The organism is Thermoflavifilum thermophilum (genome assembly GCF_900116565.1).
GTDB classification, from domain to species: domain Bacteria; phylum Bacteroidota; class Bacteroidia; order Chitinophagales; family Chitinophagaceae; genus Thermoflavifilum; species Thermoflavifilum thermophilum.
Genome location: NZ_FPCJ01000001.1, coordinates 935172 through 951869, shown reverse-complemented (window position 1 = coordinate 951869; position 16698 = coordinate 935172). Strand labels below are relative to the sequence as shown.

The window sequence follows — 16698 nt, the reverse complement described above, 5'->3', positions numbered from 1 at the left end:
TTCGTTTTTATGTCAGAACTTTTGATCTACAATTCTTTAACCCGCCAGAAAGAACTATTCAGACCTCTACATCCGCCCTATGTAGGCTTGTACGTCTGTGGTCCGACGGTTTCGGGTGAATCGCATCTGGGGCATGCCCGTCCTTACATCACCTTCGATGTGGTTTATCGTTATTTGCGGCATCTTGGCTACCAGGTGAGGTATGTACGCAATATCACCGATGCCGGCCATTTTGAAGAGGAAGGTCGGGAAGCTGAAGATAAGATAGCCAAGGGAGCTACACTGGAGAAACTGGAGCCCATGGAGCTGGTGCAGAAATACACCCGGCTCTTTCACTGGGGCATGCAGCAGTTCAACTGCCTGGATCCCAACATCGAACCCACCGCTACCGGGCATATCATTGAGCAGATCAGCATGATTGAGGATATCCTGGCCAAAGGTTATGCCTATGTGGTAAATGGCTCGGTGTATTTTGACGTGGTGAAATATGCGGCGCATTATCCCTACGGGCAGCTCAGTGGCCGGGTGCTGGATGAGCTGCTGGCTACCACGAGGGAACTGGAGGGGCAGGAAGAAAAACGGAACAAAGCCGATTTTGCTCTTTGGAAAAAAGCACCTCCGCAACATATCATGCGCTGGAAAAGCCCATGGGGAGAGGGTTTCCCTGGATGGCACATTGAATGTTCGGCCATGAGCACCAAGTACCTGGGTCATCCGTTTGATATTCATGGAGGGGGTATGGATTTGTTATTTCCCCATCATGAATGTGAAATTGCCCAGTCAACCATTGCTTATGGCGAGCCACCCGTGCGCTACTGGATGCACAATAACATGATCACCATCAACGGGCGGAAAATGGGCAAAAGCTACAACAATGTTATCAAGCTTACTGAATTGTTCAGCGGGCAGCATCCCCTGCTGGAGCAACCCTATCATCCCATGGTGGTTCGGTTTTACATTTTGCAAACCCATTACCGCAGTACACTCGACTTTTCCAATGAAGCCCTGCAGGCAGCTGAAAGAGGATTGCAACGGCTATGGGAGGCCTTTGATATCCTGCAAAAGATGGCAGCCACCTTCCCTGATGGTAAGCATCAGAAACCAGCAGCCGATACTTTGGCTCCAGATAATCTGGAGGGTAGGATACACAAGCTGTGTATGGATTGTCGCGAAGCCATGGACGATGACTTCAATACGGCTCGGGTGCTGGCTGATTTATTTGAGCTGGTGCCCATCATCAATGCGGCAGGCCACCATCAGCTGGGCGAGCAGTTGAGCCCGGCCACCATTCAGTTGCTGCAACATACATTTTCCTTATACATGAGTGAAATTTTGGGTTTACAGCCCATTCGAAAACAGGATAGCCGTTTGGTTGAAGCATTGTTGGAATTGCTGATTGATATCAGGCGGGAGGCCCGGTTGCGGAAGGATTATGCGACTTCTGACCGGATTCGCCAGCAGCTGCAGCGTATGGGCATCCAGCTCAAAGATGAAAAAGATGGATCGGTAACTTATTCCTTTCAATGATTTTCATTTTATTCGCTTGATTTTATGCGCTTGTTTAAATCGTTTTCTGTTTTTCCCAAACGTTCATTTCCGCGCGTCAGCCTTTCTGGCAGAAGGGTTTTGCTTGGGCTGGGAATCTGGGCTCTCGGTTCGCTGATGTGGAGCAGTGGCTGCCATTCCCGTCAGTCAACTTCTGAATCGGCTTCTAATAGCTCATTCATCAATCCAAACATTACCGTCCCTGCTTTTGATGCGGATTCGGCTTATGCTTATGTAGCCAGGCAGGTGCAGTTTGGCCCTCGTATTCCAGGTACCCCGGCGCATGCGGCCTGTGGAGATTGGCTCATTGCGCGCATGAAAAACTGGGCTGATACGGTATATGTACAACAAACTACACTCACGGCCTGGAACCATGAAAAATTGCCTTGTGTAAACATCATTGCCAGCTTTAATCCGGCTGCAAAGGAGCGGTTGCTGTTGCTGGCTCACTGGGATACCCGGCCCTGGGCCGACCAGGATCCCAATCCGGCCAACCGAAAAAAACCTTTCCCCGGGGCCGATGATGGTGCAAGTGGAGTTGCCGTGCTACTGGAAACAGCCCGGCAACTGCATGCCCACAAACCAGATATTGGGATTGACCTGTTTCTGACCGATTGCGAAGATTACGGAAGCGACAGTGTGGCACACAGCTTTTGCCTGGGTACCCAATACTGGGCTCAGCATCCGCATGTGCCAGGATATGTAGCCGATTATGGCATATTGCTCGACATGGTAGGCGGGAAAAATGCCCATTTTTACATGGAAGGACAATCCCAGCAATTTGCCGGCCCACAGCAAACATTATTCTGGAATCTGGCCAACGCCCTGGGTTATTCTGATTTTTTCCGGTATGATAAAATCAACGTAACCATTGAGGATGATCATCAGTATGTTAGCCAGATGGCTCATATCCCCTGTTTTGACGTGATTCACCTGCGCGACAACCCCAAAAATCCATTCCCAGCTTACTGGCATACCCTGCAGGATAACCTGGATAACATTGATCGTGCCACCCTGAAAGCGGTGGGACAAACCGTCTTGCAGGTGATATATACCCATCCAGCTTATTAAATTGACCGGTGCAGGTACATATTGTAATCAGGCAATATCGCCCGGTATTCCTGGTTCATCAGCGGTGAAGTCATCAGAAAATCAGCCGTAGCCCTGTCGCACGCAATAGGAATATTCCACACCACGGCCAGCCTGAGCAAGGCTTTGATATCCGGATCATGCGGCTGAGCTTCCATCGGATCCCAGAAAAAAATCATCACATCCACCTTCCCTTCGGCAATACGAGCCCCGATTTGCTGATCCCCACCCAGTGGCCCGCTGAGCATTTTTTTGATGGGTACATCCAGCGCATCTTCCAGCAGTTTGCCGGTAGTACCGGTGGCCAATAGTTCATGACGCGATAGAGCAGTCTTGTTGTACACCGCCCATTCAATCAGCTCGGCTTTTTTATGATCGTGGGCAATCAGGGCAATTCGCTTGCGTGCCTGAAGCACCCGATGAGGAGGATGTTGCGCATGCATAATCATATTTTTTTAAAGATAATCCGGATTTTTAAGGTAGTGGAGGATAAAAAAGCTGACACAAAAAGGATGTGTAAATTCCCCTTAAGCCGGCCAAATTAACTAATTTTGTATCAAACAAAGCAACTGAAAATGATTAAAACCGGCAATCCCACCATCAGCATATACACGGAGACGACACCCAATCCGGAAACCATGAAATTTGTGGTAAACCGGTTGCTGTATCCGGGTAAAAGCATTGAATTTACGGACGAGGCCACGGCGCGTCCTTCGCCCCTGGCTACCGAATTGTTCAGTTTCCCTTTCATCAAGGGCGTTTTTATCATGAGCAATTTTGTAACCCTTACCAAAGTGCCCGACGTGCAATGGGAAGATGTAATCCCCACCCTGAAAGCCTTTTTGAAATCTTACCTGGAAGAAGGCCGCCCCGTGATCAATGAAGAGGAATTGGAAAAACAGGCCGACACAGCCATTGCCGATGATGATTCGGAAGTAGTGAAAAAAATCAAGGAACTGCTGGAAAATTATGTAAAGCCTGCAGTAGAAATGGACGGAGGTGCTATTCAGTTCAAGCACTATGAAAAAGGCAAGCTCACCCTGATTTTGCAGGGAGCATGCTCGGGCTGTCCCTCTTCCATGATTACGCTCAAAGCAGGTATTGAAGGGATGATGAAACGCCTCGTCCCCGAAGTAAAAGAAGTAGTGGCCGAACCCCGATAAAAGAGACATGTTAAATCAGGATGAAGTAGCGGATATCTTACATGTTATCCGCTATTTTTTATTCTTTGCATGATGAACGGACTTGCATTACAGGTGGAAGCGTTTTTTGCACACGTCTGGCAGCAACTTTCCTGGCAGGAGTGGGTGGCGGTGATTTTCGCAGTTATCAGTGTATTGTGTGCAAGAGCCAACAGTATTTGGGTTTATCCCACAGGTATTGTAGGCATTTTATTCAGCATTTCTTTGTTTGTGGAAGAACAAAACAAGCTCTATCCGGATGCAGCATTAAATCTGTATTACCTGGTGATGAGCATATATGGCTGGTACATGTGGTCTCGGAAAGATGTTGATCAGCAACCCAAAGAGCCCGTCAGCTGGGCATCGCGAAGGGAGTATGTATTTGCGGCAGTGTTGTTTGTCACATTATGGACAGGACTTTATTTCTGGCTAAAACATTACCGCATTAACAATGTGCCCGGGCTGGATTCGTTTTCTTCGGCCATGGCGGCCACCGGGATGTGGTTGTTGGCCAGAAGGAAAATTGAAAACTGGATTGCATTGCTGATAGCCGATGCCGTGGATATTCCTATGTTTTACATTAAGAAATTGTACCTTTTCTGCGGGCTGAATATTTTTTATGTAATCATTGCATGGTTGGGTTTTTTGGCCTGGAAGAAGATATATCATCAGCAAAAGCTTGTATCTGTTTCAGATTGTTTTCAGCATGTGGAGTGAACTTGGTAGTACGGCTTAACTGCAAAAGCCATGAAAATACTAATCGTTGAAGATGAAAAAGCCTTGCAGCAAAGCATGATGCAATATCTGAATACTGCAGGCTTTCAGTGTGAATCAGCAGACAATTTCCGAAGGGCACTTCGTTTGCTCGATGAAGCAGATTATGATGCCATTGTGCTGGATATCATGCTGCCGGATGGTGACGGATTATCATTGCTGAAAATATTGAAGGAAGATAAAAAACAGGAAGGTGTGATTGTGGTATCAGCAAGAGGTGATGTGGATGATCGGATACTGGGCTTAAAATTGGGTGCAGATGATTATTTGTCAAAGCCTTTTCACATGGCCGAGCTTGCGGCGCGCCTGCATGCCATTATCCGAAGAAAACAATTTCAGGGAATGAATGAGCTGAAAGCCGGTGAAATCTGTGTGAATCTTGAGCGTAGAGAAGTATATGTAAATGACCAGCCTGTCAATCTCACCCGTAAGGAATATGATCTGCTTCTGTTTTTTCTGGCTAATAAAAACCGGGTTATTTCCAGGCAAGCACTGGCCGAACACCTTTGCCAGGATCATCAAGAATGGTTTGATGATTTTGATCTGGTATATGCTCATGTCAAGAATCTAAAGAAAAAACTTGCCGACAGAGGTTGTACGGATTGCATCAAATCCGTGTACGGAATTGGTTATCGGTTTATTTGCTGATTTTCTTTTTTATGCACCTGCTTACCCGTTCCACACGCACGTATGTGATTTATGCCAGTATCATGATGCTGGTGGCCATACCGCTGTGTTACTTGTTGATTCATTATCTGTTTATTCAGGATGCCGATGAATGGCTTTTGCATGAAAAGAACCTGGTAGTGCAACAAATCCAGCAACATCAGTTTGATTTTTCTGCTTCACATGCGCCCAGCTGGCAAACCAATGTGATGATCAAACCCATTCAACATCCGCAGGAAATAAGATCTGATCAGTTTTATACCGAATATGTGCGTAATCCACTAAACCATGAACAAATTCCATATCGGGTATTATCGTCTGTAATTCCGTCAAACGGTAATTATTATCAGGTATTTATTCGCATATCTTTGATTGATAGCGAAGATTTGATTCAAAGCCTTGTACTAACCATAGCAGTGCTATGGGCTTTGCTGTTTATCGGCTGGATTATGTTGAGTCGCATACAGTCGAGAAGGCTTTGGCAACCTTTTTATCTTGCACTAAAGCAATTAAAACAGTTTCAACTGAATCAGCAACATGCGCTTCAGCTTCCGGAACAGGAACCCATTCAGGAATTCCGTGAATTGAACCAAACGCTGAATCAACTTACAACACATATTGTAACCACCTATCAGCATGAAAAAGAGTTTACAGAAAACATGGCTCATGAAATGCAAACGCCTCTGTCCATTATTCAATCACAGATAGATTGCTTGCTGCAGGATAAATATCTGAAAGCTGCCCATGCAGAACAGTTGCAATATATTCATCAGGCTGTTCGCAGGTTATCACGTATCAGCAAAAGCCTGCTTTTGCTTACCCGCATCGAGCATCGTCAGTTTGAAGAAATTGCCGATATTGATTTCAGCGAATTGATTCAAAAGAATTTGCTGCTTATTGAACCATTGATAGAAGCGCGTGGTTTGCGGTTGCATTATCAGGTTCATGCCTGTCCGGTGGTACGCATGCATCCTTTCCTGGCTGATGTGTTGATCAGCAATCTGTTATCCAACGCTGTCAGACATAATATTGAAAATGGGGACATTGAAATTGAGCTCATGTCCGATAGATTGTGCATCAGGAATACAGGGATCGCTCAGCCACTGGAAGAAGATGTATTCAACCGGTATCGCACGAGAAGTCATCCTGAACAGGGCAATGGGTTGGGGTTGTCTATTGTTCGGGAAATCTGTCGCACATCAGGCATGCAGATTCATTATCAATATACTGCTCCCTGGCATGTATTTGAACTGCATTTTCAACCGGTGCGGATCGAGGATCGGATTACATCCCCCATGCTGCAGGAATGATGGCGTGTTGTGAGGAAATCTGCTCAGATATTTATACATCTTCGGCTGCGGAATTTTCCGACGCTTGTTCATCATCTTGTTGGGGAACGGGTTGCAGGGTTCCATCTTCACTTACGATGTAAGTTGTATCTTGTGTTTGGGAAGGGGTATCATCCTGCAAACGGAAATCCTTCATCAGGGTATCATCGCTGAATTCCTGCAGGGGTGGCAGATCTTCTGGTCCGTTTAATCCGAAATAATCCATAAACAACCGCGATGTGGAGTACAGCAAGGGCTTGCCAGGCTGATCTTCGCTGCGCCCCGAAATCACAATCAATTCTTTTTCCAGTAATTTTTGAATGGCATAATCCGCGTTCACACCGCGAATGTATTCAATTTCGGCTTTGGATACGGGTTGCCGGTAGGCAATGATAGCCAGGGTCTCCAAAGCTGCCGGGGAAAGTCGTTTCAGGAATTTATCACCATTCAGCTGGGCAACCGTTTTAAAATAATTTTTTTTCGTGAGGAATTGATAACCTCCTCCTCTGTATTTTACTTCAAACGGAAAATTTTCATCGGCATATTTTTCTACCACAGCCTGTATGGCGGCTTCCACCTGATCTTCCGGAATCATATGATCCAGGAAGCCAAAAGCTTTATTGACAAGAGTGGTGATTTCAGATACAGTCAGTGGATGATCTGCTGCAAAAATCAGTGCTTCCACATGCGGGATCAATTCCATTAATTCCATCTGCAGTAAGGATTTCCGTTCAAACCATGTGAATCAGCCAGGATGCCTGATGCCAGCTGATACAGAATATTTTTCAAATCTACAGGCTTTTGACAAAATCAGCTGCAGAAGATATGCACCTGAGGTGGACAAATTATCCTTTCAGAGCTGCTGCTCCGCTGACGATTTCGGTCAATTCGGTTGTGATGGCTGCCTGGCGAGCCCTGTTGTAGCTAATGCGCAGCGTTTTAAGGATTTCAGTGGCATTCTCGGTAGCCTTATCCATGGCAGTCATGCGCGCGCCATGTTCTGATGCATGTGCATCAAGTACAGCTTTGAAAAATTGAGTGTTCAGAATCTTCGGAATCAGTTCCTCAATGAGCTGATCTTCGTTGGGTTCGAACAGAAAGTTGGTATGAGTCTGGGATTGCTGGGCCTGTGCGGGTTCCACAGGCAAAAAGCGCTCCACCACCAAGCGTTGGGAAGCAGCATTTTTGAATTCGCTGTATATCAGCTCCACCACATCCCAACGATGGCTCAGGAATCCCTGAACAGCTGTTTGGGCTGCCTGACGCACCGATTCAAAATTGAGTTCATGGAACAACCGCCAATGGTCAGGGATAACCTGGAAGCGGTATTTTACGAAATGATCGTATCCTTTTTTTCCGATAGGCATTACATAAACATTCCCGTGAGCCTGCTGGGCCGCATATTTTTCGGCAATCAGCTGTTTTGCCAGGCGGATGAGGTTGGCATTATAGGCTCCGCACAGGCCCCTATCAGAGGTAATCACCACGATGAGCACTTTTTCGACCGGCCGTTTCGTGATATACTTTCTGCCCGCATCGCCCTGATAGTTTTGCACAATATGCTGCAACAATTCCTGCAATTTGCGGGCATAAGGTCGCATCTGGATAATGGCATCCTGAGCACGGCGCAACTTGGCGGCGCTCACCATTTTCATGGCTTTGGTGATTTGCTGGGTCGATTGAACCGATTTTATCCGATTGCGGACTTCCTTGAGTTTGCCTGGCATAGTTTTCTGGCTTACTGGCCCGCAAAGGTAAGAAGTTTTTGAGTAGTCAGCCGAAAAATCAGGCTGTCCGCTGCAAGCAGGGACAGCCTGGAGAAATTATCGGATATGCATTTACAGCGAGAAGGGGATGGTAGCGCGAATACCAATATTTCGTCCCATGTTGTAAATGCCATGATATGGCCGGGGATCATCGGGATAGGGTTCCATATATTTCAGCCTGCTGAGGTGATTCTGGTAAAGTCTATTGAAAATATTATCGGCAAACAGGGCGAGTTGCAGGTAGGGTTTGCCTTTATGATTCACCAGTTCGGTGCCCATCAGCACATTAAACAACGTATATCCGGGTGTAGGCGTTTCCGTGTTGTAGGCCAGCATCACATGGTTTTGGGTGGCGTAATACTCGGCCTGGGCTGCCAGATAGGTATTTTTCAAAGGCAAATGTTTCCAGCGAATGTTGGCCCGGATCTCTGTGAGCCCATGCAAAGGTGGGATAAAGGGCAGGTATCGGGCGCTGTCTCCGCCGAATTTCATCTGGCTTGCGTCCAGGTTAAGTCCGGTAACTGTGGATAGGCTGCTTTCCACATGCAGCCAGTCGAGCGGGTGAGGATGTATGTCTATATGAAATTCACCACCGTAAAGCCGGGCATGACCCTGGCGAAACATAAAGGTTTGGTTTCCGGGTACAATTACAGAATCCTGCCCTTCGCTGTTCAGCACTTTGGCATTGTAGATGTAATGCTGAATGTCGTTGTTGAACAGGCTTAGATCTACCGATACGTGTTCAGAAGCAAAAGATAGCCCTAAGTCTTCTTCCTGGCTGAATTCGGGCTTAAAGTGGTTGTTGCCAATCTGGTAAATATCTGTGCCAGGGTGAACCCCATTGGCAGATAGCTCAACGATGTTGGGTGCCCGGTAGCCTCTTGCCAGATTGGCTTTCAGAGTAAATTGCGGGGTAATCCGATACGAGATACCCAGGCTTCCGGTCAGGCCAGAATATGTATAGTGGGCTTTTGCAAATTCTGGCATTTGTCCGGGAGAGACAGGCTGAGGGGATGCCTGGTCAAATCCGGTAACCGGATTGGGAAACGTATAAAGGGCATCCTGGTGGAAATTGCGGTGATCCAGGCGCAGCCCACCCATCACAGTCCATTGGTTCCAGGTTTTCTGCGTCATGGCAAACAAGCCACCGTCCAGCTCCCGGTAGCTGGGAATAATGAATTCCGTGCCTTTGGTAACGTTGTCGTGCTGATACATGCCGTTTAATCCAAAGGTGGTTTGCCAGCCAGCAGGCCCATGCAGGTTATATTTCAAATCGTAGGTAAATGTATTCAGGATCATATACAGCCCCGGAATGGAAGGGTATTGCGGATGGCTGTATTCCCGTCGCACATTTTGTTCGAAACCCAGATTCACTTGAAGCTCCGACTGTCCAATATTGATGCTGTTAGCCCAGTAAATGCGGCTGTGCTGGATGTGCTGATGCAATACGGGCAACCGATAGTTGTTTAGCTCCGATGCCGGCACAATGGGCCGGAAAGTATCGGCTTCCGTAATCTGCTTGGTAAACCGGCGGGTAGCTGAATCCCGGCTTCCATCGGGGATGCCCTGTAAATCATCAAAATAGGTCAGATCCACATGGGAAGATCCCCAGGAAAAAGTCTTGCTGAGCGAGGCAGTAAAATCCGTCTCCTGGAAATTGGTAGCATAAACCCGACCATCTACTTTATTCCGGTAGTCTTTAGCCATTTTATGCGAACCCCTCGCGACCCATCCCAGGCCGTGATGATTGCCGGAAAACATCAGTGAATGGCCAATGAGGTTATTGTTAGTCTGATATTCATTCAAAAAACTTCCCATCGTATGGCCTTCCGGGGCAGGTTGTGTAGGAATCAGATTAATCACTCCGGCCAGTGCGTCTGAGCCATAGGTAAGGCTTGCAGGCCCCTTAATGACCTCCACTCTGTCAATGCTATATTCATCCACCGCTATACCATGTTCATCGCCCCATTGCTGATCTTCCTGCCTTTGCCCATCATAAAGGGTCAGGATGCGGTTATATCCAAGCCCGCGTATAAATGGCTTGGCCACATTCGGCCCGGTTGATACAGCGCTGATGCCAGGAATCTTCGTAAGGCTGCTGATGATATTAGTACCCAGATTTTCCTGAAGATATCGATGGCCAATAGCCAGCACCGGAATGGGCGTGTTGCGGATGGAAGTGGCCCGCGACTGGCCTGTGATTACCACCTCATTTTGCTCAATCAATGAGGGTGAAAGGGTAAAATTCAGTACTGTGATTTTTTGGCGGAGACGTACCTCCCGGGAAACTGTCCGGTAGCCGATAAAACGTACCTCAACCAGATAGTCACCCGCAGGAAGGTGATTAATCGTATAACGACCTGCAGAGTCGCAAATAGTGCCCGTGCGCAGGTCAGGAATAAAAACGGTGGCTCCAGCCAGCGGTTGATGGGTAGATGAATCAATTACAGTTCCGGTGAGGGTGTATTCTTGAAGTGATTTGCCCCGTGCAGTGCCGGAGCAGATGAACACTGCGGATAAGCATAACAAAACAGCCTGGAAGGTAATCAAATGTTTAAATATTAAAATAATTTTCATGTAATTAAATGATTTTTATGCATTAAAATAACTTCTGACTGTCAATAATCTTGATGTGAACTAAAGCTGGAGTAATGAATGACTTGAGTAATCAGGAAAGTGCGAAGCAAACGGGTGGAGCTCGCAAAAATGTGTGGGGGTTAGGAGAAAGGATAGGGAATAAAGGGGCAAAGATTGTTACATTGTTGAAAAAACAGCTCACCACGGGCAAAGGAGGACTACTCACGGGGATATAGGGAGCCAGATGAATATGCATGAAAGCGCAATGGATGTGTTGGGGGCTTACGTGATACTGATTTCCGATGGGCAGGTCAATAGTATCATCGTGATTGGCAAAGATTTCATGGAGCAGAATGCGGGGAGCGGAACTATAGAGAAAAATGCTTAACAGCCAGGTGCTAAGCAGCAGACGGATTCGGGATGTGTGATGAGCCGAATAAACTGGCATATCAAAAAATAGATGGCAAAACTAAGTTTATATTTCAGATAATGCGCGCAACCAGTAATATTTAGCATTTTTCAAATATGCCGGCTATTCCCTGCCCGCCACCTACGCAGGCTGTAACCATGCCGTATTTTTTGTTCAGACGTTGCAGGTCGTTCAGGAGTTGGACGGTGAGTTTGCACCCGGTGCATCCCAGGGGATGACCCAGCGCAATAGCGCCTCCGTTGATGTTTACTTTTTCCGGATCCATATCCAGCTGGCGGATCACGGCTAATGACTGTGCGGCGAAGGCTTCGTTCAGTTCAATGAGATCGATATCGGACAATTGCTTGCCAGCCATTTTCAAGGCTTTGGGAACGGCTTCCACCGGACCTATGCCCATGAGCCGGGGTGGCACACCGGCTACTGCGCAGGAAACCAACCGGGCTATGGGTTGAATGCCTAACTGATGGCAAAGCTTTTCACTCATGACCACCACGAAAGCAGCCCCATCCGAGGTTTGAGATGAATTGCCCGCGGTAACCGTACCGCCTGCAGCAAATACCGGTGGGAGCTTGGCCAGGGCTTCCAGCGAAGTATCGGACCGGGGTCCTTCATCCTGATCCACCACATAGCTTACGGTTTCTTTTTTGCCTTGTTCATTGATTTTAACCTGTTCTATGGTAATGGGATAAATACCCGACCGGAAATAGCCCTGTTGTTGGGCAAAAAGAGCGCGCTGGTGCGAGCGCAGGGCAAACAGATCCTGGTCTTCCCGGCTGATGTGGTATTCACGCGCTACGGCTTCAGCCGTGAGGCCCATGCTGAGATAATAGTCGGGATGCACGGAAGCCACTTCATAGCTCGGTGCGGTTTTCCATCCGCCCATGGGCACCCAGCTCATGCTTTCCGTGCCGCCGGCAATGATGCATTCGGCCATGCCCGAACGGATTTTGGCCGTGGCAATGGCAATGGTTTCCAGTCCGGATGCACAGTAGCGGTTCACCGTCATACCCGGAGCCTGTTCACCCAACACCCGGACAGAAATCATCCGCCCGATTTGCAGGCCCTGCTCGGCTTCCGGAACGGCATTCCCCACAATGACATCATCAATGAGTTTACGATCAAGCTGGGGTAGGTGTTGCAGCAGGCCCTCAATCAGCCGAACAGCAAGATCGTCAGGACGTACAAAACGAAATTTGCCCCGTTTGGCGCGTGTTACAGCTGTTCGATAACCGGCAACAATATACGCTTCCTGGCTCATGGCTGTAGTTTATCCAAACTTACAACAAAAATCAGAATGGCTGCTATTTCATGAATGTCTGTATTTTTACGTCTCCCGGCCAGGCCGGTGCAGATACAATTAGCAGAACTTGTCATTCATCCCTATGTATTCGCTGTTGCGCAGGTTACTTTTTCTCCTTCCGCCGGAACAGGCTCATATTGCTGTCATGCAGGGTCTCAGGCAGGTACATCATTTTGAAATAGGGAAAAGATGGCTTTCCAGGCGTTTTTGTATTTCACATCCCAGCCTGCAGCGGGAAGTGATGGGCTTAACTTTTCCCAATCCGGTGGGTTTAGCTGCCGGTTTTGATAAAAATGCAACCTACGTGGAGTTGCTGGCTGCTCTTGGATTTGGGTTTATTGAAATTGGTACCGTCACTCATCGGCCGCAGGCTGGCAACCAACGTCCCCGCCTGTTTCGCCTTCCGGCTGATGAAGCGCTTATTAACCGGATGGGGTTTAATAATGATGGGGTGATTGCGATAGCCGCACGCCTGCGGAACATCCGCTCCCGGCTTAGCCGGGAAGCACAAGGAAACGCCCGGTTAATCATCGGAGGGAATATGGGCAAAAACAGAGAGACACCCAATGAGCAAGCCCTGGTTGATTACGGAATTTGTTTTGAAGCGTTGTACGATACGGTAGATTATTTTGTGATCAATGTAAGCTCACCCAATACCCCGGGATTGCGGGATTTACAGCAAAGGGATGCCCTGCGGGAGATTATCAGTCATTTGCAGACACTAAATCAAGCCAAACCTGTCCCCAGGCCTTTGTTGCTGAAAATTGCGCCCGATCTGAGCTGGGCTGAGCTGGATCAGATTCTGGACCTGGCCCTGCAATTTCATCTTTCAGGCATTATTGCAGCCAATACCACCATCAGGCGGGATGGTCTGCGTACGCCCGCCGAAATCATTGAGCGGATAGGTGCAGGCGGATTAAGCGGCAGGCCTTTATTTGCCCACACCCTTCAGATGGTAAACCATATTGCCCGACAGACATCGGCACGCCTCCCCGTAGTGGCATCAGGTGGTATTTTCTCTGCTGAGGATGCCCGCAAAGTCATGGATGCGGGTGCTTCGCTGGTGCAACTTTATACCGGTATGATTTACCGGGGGCCCGGCCTAATCCGGGAAATTTGTGAAGCCTTAGTCGCCACATAATTTTTCCGTTTTGCGTAAATCTTTTTCCCGATTTTTCTCATCTCTTCCCTTGCAATATGCTTGCTTTGCAGCTCGATTGCAAAACCAGCATACAAATGGGCAAAAAATTTTTACTCTTCTTTTGGGGATGTTGTTTCGGAATTATTTCGCAGGCACAGGCTCAAAAACCTGGTTTGCTCACTGGCGAAGATTCCCTGCATCAGCGTTTAGGGCCATCTACCATCATTGGCGGCTATGGTGAAGCTGCCTATCAGCGGGATATGGATCAGGGGACATCCAACATAGATCTGGTGCGTACGGTGTTGTTTGTAGGGCATCAGTTCAACGACCGGATTTCTTTTTTCTCAGAGCTGGAACTGGAAGATGCCAAGGTGGAGGGTGGAGATGCGGGTGGAGAAATTGCCATGGAGCAGGCATATTTAAAGTTTTCCAGCAAACGACATCCGCAAAATTATTGGGTTGCCGGTTTGTTCATTCCCCGGATCGGGATATTGAATGAAGATCATTTACCGGTGAATTTCAACGGTGTGGAACGCCCATTGGTTGAACAACTGGTGATTCCGGCCACCTGGCGTGAGCTGGGGGTAGGATATTATGGTTCGCTTTCAGCATGGCCTTTGCAATACACGGTAGCCCTGGTCAATGGGCTGGATGCGGCCGATTTCAGCCATGGCAGCGGTATCCGGGAGGGACGGTTTGAAGGGAGGGATGCCACAGCCAACAATCTGGCCATTACGGCTTCGGTGCGCGTCAATCCCGGATCGTTTCAGCTGCAGGTTTCCGGATATGCAGGCGGTGCTAACGGATTGAACAAACGGGAGTCTGATAGCCTGGGGCTTGCCCATGGCCTGTTTGCCCTGCCGCTTTATCTGGGTGAAGCCGATGTGCAGTACTGGCATGGGGGCTTGCATGTAAAAATGCTGGGCGCTTATATTTCCTTTCCCGATGCGGCTGATGTCAATAAAGCGTATGCCAATAACGTGGCTTCCGGCATGTATGGCGCCTATGCTGAAGTGGCTTACAACCTGTTTCACCATGCCAACAAGCGGCTGGAAAAACAACAGCTCAACCTGTTTGCCCGGTATGAATGGATAGACCTGAATAACCGGATCCCAGCCAATGCCATTTACGATGGCACCTTGCGGCAATCGCATCTCATCGTGGGAGCTGGCTATTTGCCTATTCCCAACGTGGTCATCAAGGCCGATGTGCGTTTCCAGCATACCGGCCCGCAAAATCCTGCTTTGATTGTCAATCCCAATCCGGCTGCACCGCCCTATCAGCCAAACAACAGCTTTGTAAATCTGGGCATTGGATATTCTTTTTAAAAAATCCTGAAAATGAATCGTCGTCATTTTCTCCGGGAAACTTGCAGCCTGTGTGTAACAGCCATGATAGCCGGTTGGCTGGCTGAATCCTGTGCAGGATCGGGCCGGGTGATACAGGCAGGTGTAAATGGGCAGGAAGTGGAAATCAAAGCATCGGAGCTGGAAGATAACCGCTTTCAGGTGATTGATGCTGCTGGCCTGCGTTATCGCATTGCTGTTCGCCGGGAGGCTGAAGGGCAATATGTGGCGTTGTTGCTGATGTGCACCCATGCCCGTAATCCGGTTACCCTCACGGGCAACGGCTTTTATTGTCCGCTGCATGGCAGCCGCTTCGATGATCAGGGAAATGTGGTGCAGGGGCCAGCCCAGCAGCCGCTGGTCCATCTGCCGGTGAATATGGATCCACAAGGGTTGTTGCATATCCATCTTCAGCCCTGGATGAAAGAAAGCTGAATTTTTCATCATTTAAAATACCGCATACCATGAACAGACCCATATCACAAGCAGTGTTATTACCGGTCATAATAGCGTGCATGGCATTCAGCTCCTGTAGCAAGTCTGATCAGCCCACTCCCGTAGATCAGCAAACAATGGAACAGCAAACGCTGGATGATTTCGTGCAGGTGGTAGCCATACCGCAATATGCGGCCTTACAGGCTCAGGCCGACACCCTGCAGCAAATTATTCAGCTTTTTGTGCAACAGCCCTCTGATGCCCTTCTTTTGCAAGCCCGCAATCAATGGCGGCAGCTCAGGCAGGTATGGGAACAATGTGAGGGTTTTTTGCTCGGACCGGTGGAAGACGATGAATACGATCCGCGGATGGATACCTGGCCGGTGGACTATGTGCAAATGGATTCCCTGCTGGCTAGCAGCCAGCCATTGAATCTTCAAACCATTCAGCAACTCGACCTTTCATTGCGGGGGTTTCATCCGGTGGAATACCTCCTCTGGGGGAAGGATGGCAACAAATCTGCTGGAGATTTTACCAATCGGGAGAAAGAATACCTGCAGGCATTGGTAGCCGATATTGTGCAGAATACTACTCAGCTTTACCAGAGCTGGATTCCGGAGGGAGGTAATTTTGCAGCTACCCTTCAGCTGGCAGGCAAGGGCAGCAGCCGATATCTCAGCCGCCTGGAGGCTTTGCAAGCCATCGTAGGCGCTATGGCCGACATCTGCGATGAAGTGGGCAACGGCAAAATCGCCGAGCCTTATACGCGCCGCGATTCATTGATTACCGAATCGCCTTTCTCCCATAATTCCATGCAGGATTTTGTGAACAATATCATCGGCGCCCGACAGGTATATCTGTGCGATTACGGAGCTAAGGATGGCAAAGGGCTGAGTGATCTGGTAGCCCTTCACAATGTGGCGCTCGACAACCAGATTCGCCAGCAGTTTGCCACAGCCATCCAGGCCTTGCAGCAAGTTACACTTCCCTTTGAGCAAGCCATTTACCTGCAGCGCACCCAGTTATCTCAGGCTATGGAGGCATTGGCCAATCTGGAAGCTATTCTGAGTGGTCCTTTGCAGGACTATTTGCAGCAATACGTGAAGGATTAGAAAATCTC

General features: G+C 48.4%; 16 protein-coding genes. 10 read left to right on the top strand and 6 right to left on the bottom strand.

The window, feature by feature from the left end; genetic code table 11:
- Positions 1 to 9 precede the first annotated feature (9 nt).
- A complete protein-coding gene (gene cysS / locus BM367_RS04160; protein WP_092458138.1) occupies positions 10 to 1527 on the top strand; it encodes a cysteine--tRNA ligase in 1518 nt (505 codons plus the stop codon).
- A gap of 24 nt (positions 1528 to 1551) precedes the next feature.
- Complete coding sequence (locus BM367_RS04155; RefSeq protein WP_092458135.1) at positions 1552 to 2616, top strand: M28 family peptidase; 1065 nt, start codon at positions 1552 to 1554, stop codon at positions 2614 to 2616.
- Here BM367_RS04155 and BM367_RS04150 read toward each other — a convergent pair.
- Positions 2613 to 3077: a methylglyoxal synthase gene (locus BM367_RS04150; protein ID WP_092460906.1), complete on the bottom strand. Its 465-nt coding sequence runs from the start codon at positions 3075 to 3077 to the stop codon at positions 2613 to 2615. The genes BM367_RS04155 and BM367_RS04150 overlap by 4 nt on opposite strands.
- A gap of 132 nt (positions 3078 to 3209) precedes the next feature.
- On the opposite strand from BM367_RS04150, the gene BM367_RS04145 reads away from it, so the two are divergent.
- From BM367_RS04145 to BM367_RS04130, 4 genes are all read left to right on the top strand, one after another.
- Positions 3210 to 3797, top strand: coding sequence for a NifU family protein (locus tag BM367_RS04145; RefSeq protein ID WP_092458132.1), 588 nt, complete (start codon positions 3210 to 3212; stop codon positions 3795 to 3797).
- A gap of 72 nt (positions 3798 to 3869) precedes the next feature.
- Positions 3870 to 4532 (top strand): nicotinamide riboside transporter PnuC, encoded by a 663-nt coding sequence (gene pnuC / locus BM367_RS04140; protein WP_177224101.1) that lies wholly within the window; start codon positions 3870 to 3872, stop codon positions 4530 to 4532.
- A gap of 30 nt (positions 4533 to 4562) precedes the next feature.
- Positions 4563 to 5237, top strand: a complete 675-nt coding sequence (locus BM367_RS04135; protein ID WP_092458125.1) for a response regulator transcription factor — start codon at positions 4563 to 4565, stop codon at positions 5235 to 5237.
- A gap of 11 nt (positions 5238 to 5248) precedes the next feature.
- On the top strand, positions 5249 to 6565 hold the full coding sequence (locus BM367_RS04130) for a sensor histidine kinase (protein ID WP_092458123.1): 1317 nt from the start codon (positions 5249 to 5251) through the stop codon (positions 6563 to 6565).
- 31 nt (positions 6566 to 6596) lie between these two features.
- Here the strand turns inward: BM367_RS04130 and scpB are convergent, their stop codons facing one another.
- The 5 genes from scpB to BM367_RS04110 all read right to left on the bottom strand — a co-directional run bounded on the left by scpB (position 6597) and on the right by BM367_RS04110 (position 12614).
- Entirely contained in the window at positions 6597 to 7295 is a 699-nt protein-coding gene (gene scpB / locus BM367_RS04125) for an SMC-Scp complex subunit ScpB (RefSeq protein ID WP_092458120.1), read from the bottom strand.
- A 133-nt stretch (positions 7296 to 7428) separates the two neighbouring features.
- The gene (gene atpG / locus BM367_RS04120) at positions 7429 to 8310 is read right to left on the bottom strand and encodes an ATP synthase F1 subunit gamma (RefSeq protein WP_092458118.1); all 882 of its coding nucleotides are present in this window, start codon (positions 8308 to 8310) and stop codon (positions 7429 to 7431) included.
- 111 nt (positions 8311 to 8421) lie between these two features.
- A complete protein-coding gene (locus tag BM367_RS04115; protein WP_092458115.1) occupies positions 8422 to 10926 on the bottom strand; it encodes a TonB-dependent receptor in 2505 nt (834 codons plus the stop codon).
- Between the two features lie 91 nt (positions 10927 to 11017).
- Complete coding sequence (locus tag BM367_RS12080) at positions 11018 to 11374, bottom strand: hypothetical protein (RefSeq protein WP_143103946.1); 357 nt, start codon at positions 11372 to 11374, stop codon at positions 11018 to 11020.
- Positions 11375 to 11435: 61 nt separating this feature from the next.
- Positions 11436 to 12614 carry an acetyl-CoA C-acyltransferase gene (locus BM367_RS04110; protein WP_092458112.1) on the bottom strand — a complete coding sequence of 393 codons (1179 nt, stop codon included), beginning with the start codon at positions 12612 to 12614 and terminating at the stop codon, positions 11436 to 11438.
- A gap of 109 nt (positions 12615 to 12723) precedes the next feature.
- Here BM367_RS04110 and BM367_RS04105 point away from each other — a divergent pair, with 109 nt between their 5' ends.
- From BM367_RS04105 to BM367_RS04090, 4 genes are all read left to right on the top strand, one after another.
- The gene (locus BM367_RS04105) at positions 12724 to 13797 is read left to right on the top strand and encodes a quinone-dependent dihydroorotate dehydrogenase (protein WP_245759889.1); all 1074 of its coding nucleotides are present in this window, start codon (positions 12724 to 12726) and stop codon (positions 13795 to 13797) included.
- Positions 13798 to 13892: 95 nt separating this feature from the next.
- Positions 13893 to 15125, top strand: a complete 1233-nt coding sequence (locus tag BM367_RS04100) for a hypothetical protein (RefSeq protein ID WP_143103945.1) — start codon at positions 13893 to 13895, stop codon at positions 15123 to 15125.
- Positions 15126 to 15137: 12 nt separating this feature from the next.
- Positions 15138 to 15578 (top strand): QcrA and Rieske domain-containing protein, encoded by a 441-nt coding sequence (locus BM367_RS04095; RefSeq protein ID WP_092458103.1) that lies wholly within the window; start codon positions 15138 to 15140, stop codon positions 15576 to 15578.
- 29 nt (positions 15579 to 15607) lie between these two features.
- Positions 15608 to 16690 carry an imelysin family protein gene (locus tag BM367_RS04090; RefSeq protein ID WP_092458100.1) on the top strand — a complete coding sequence of 361 codons (1083 nt, stop codon included), beginning with the start codon at positions 15608 to 15610 and terminating at the stop codon, positions 16688 to 16690.
- The last annotated feature ends 8 nt before the right edge of the window (positions 16691 to 16698 follow it).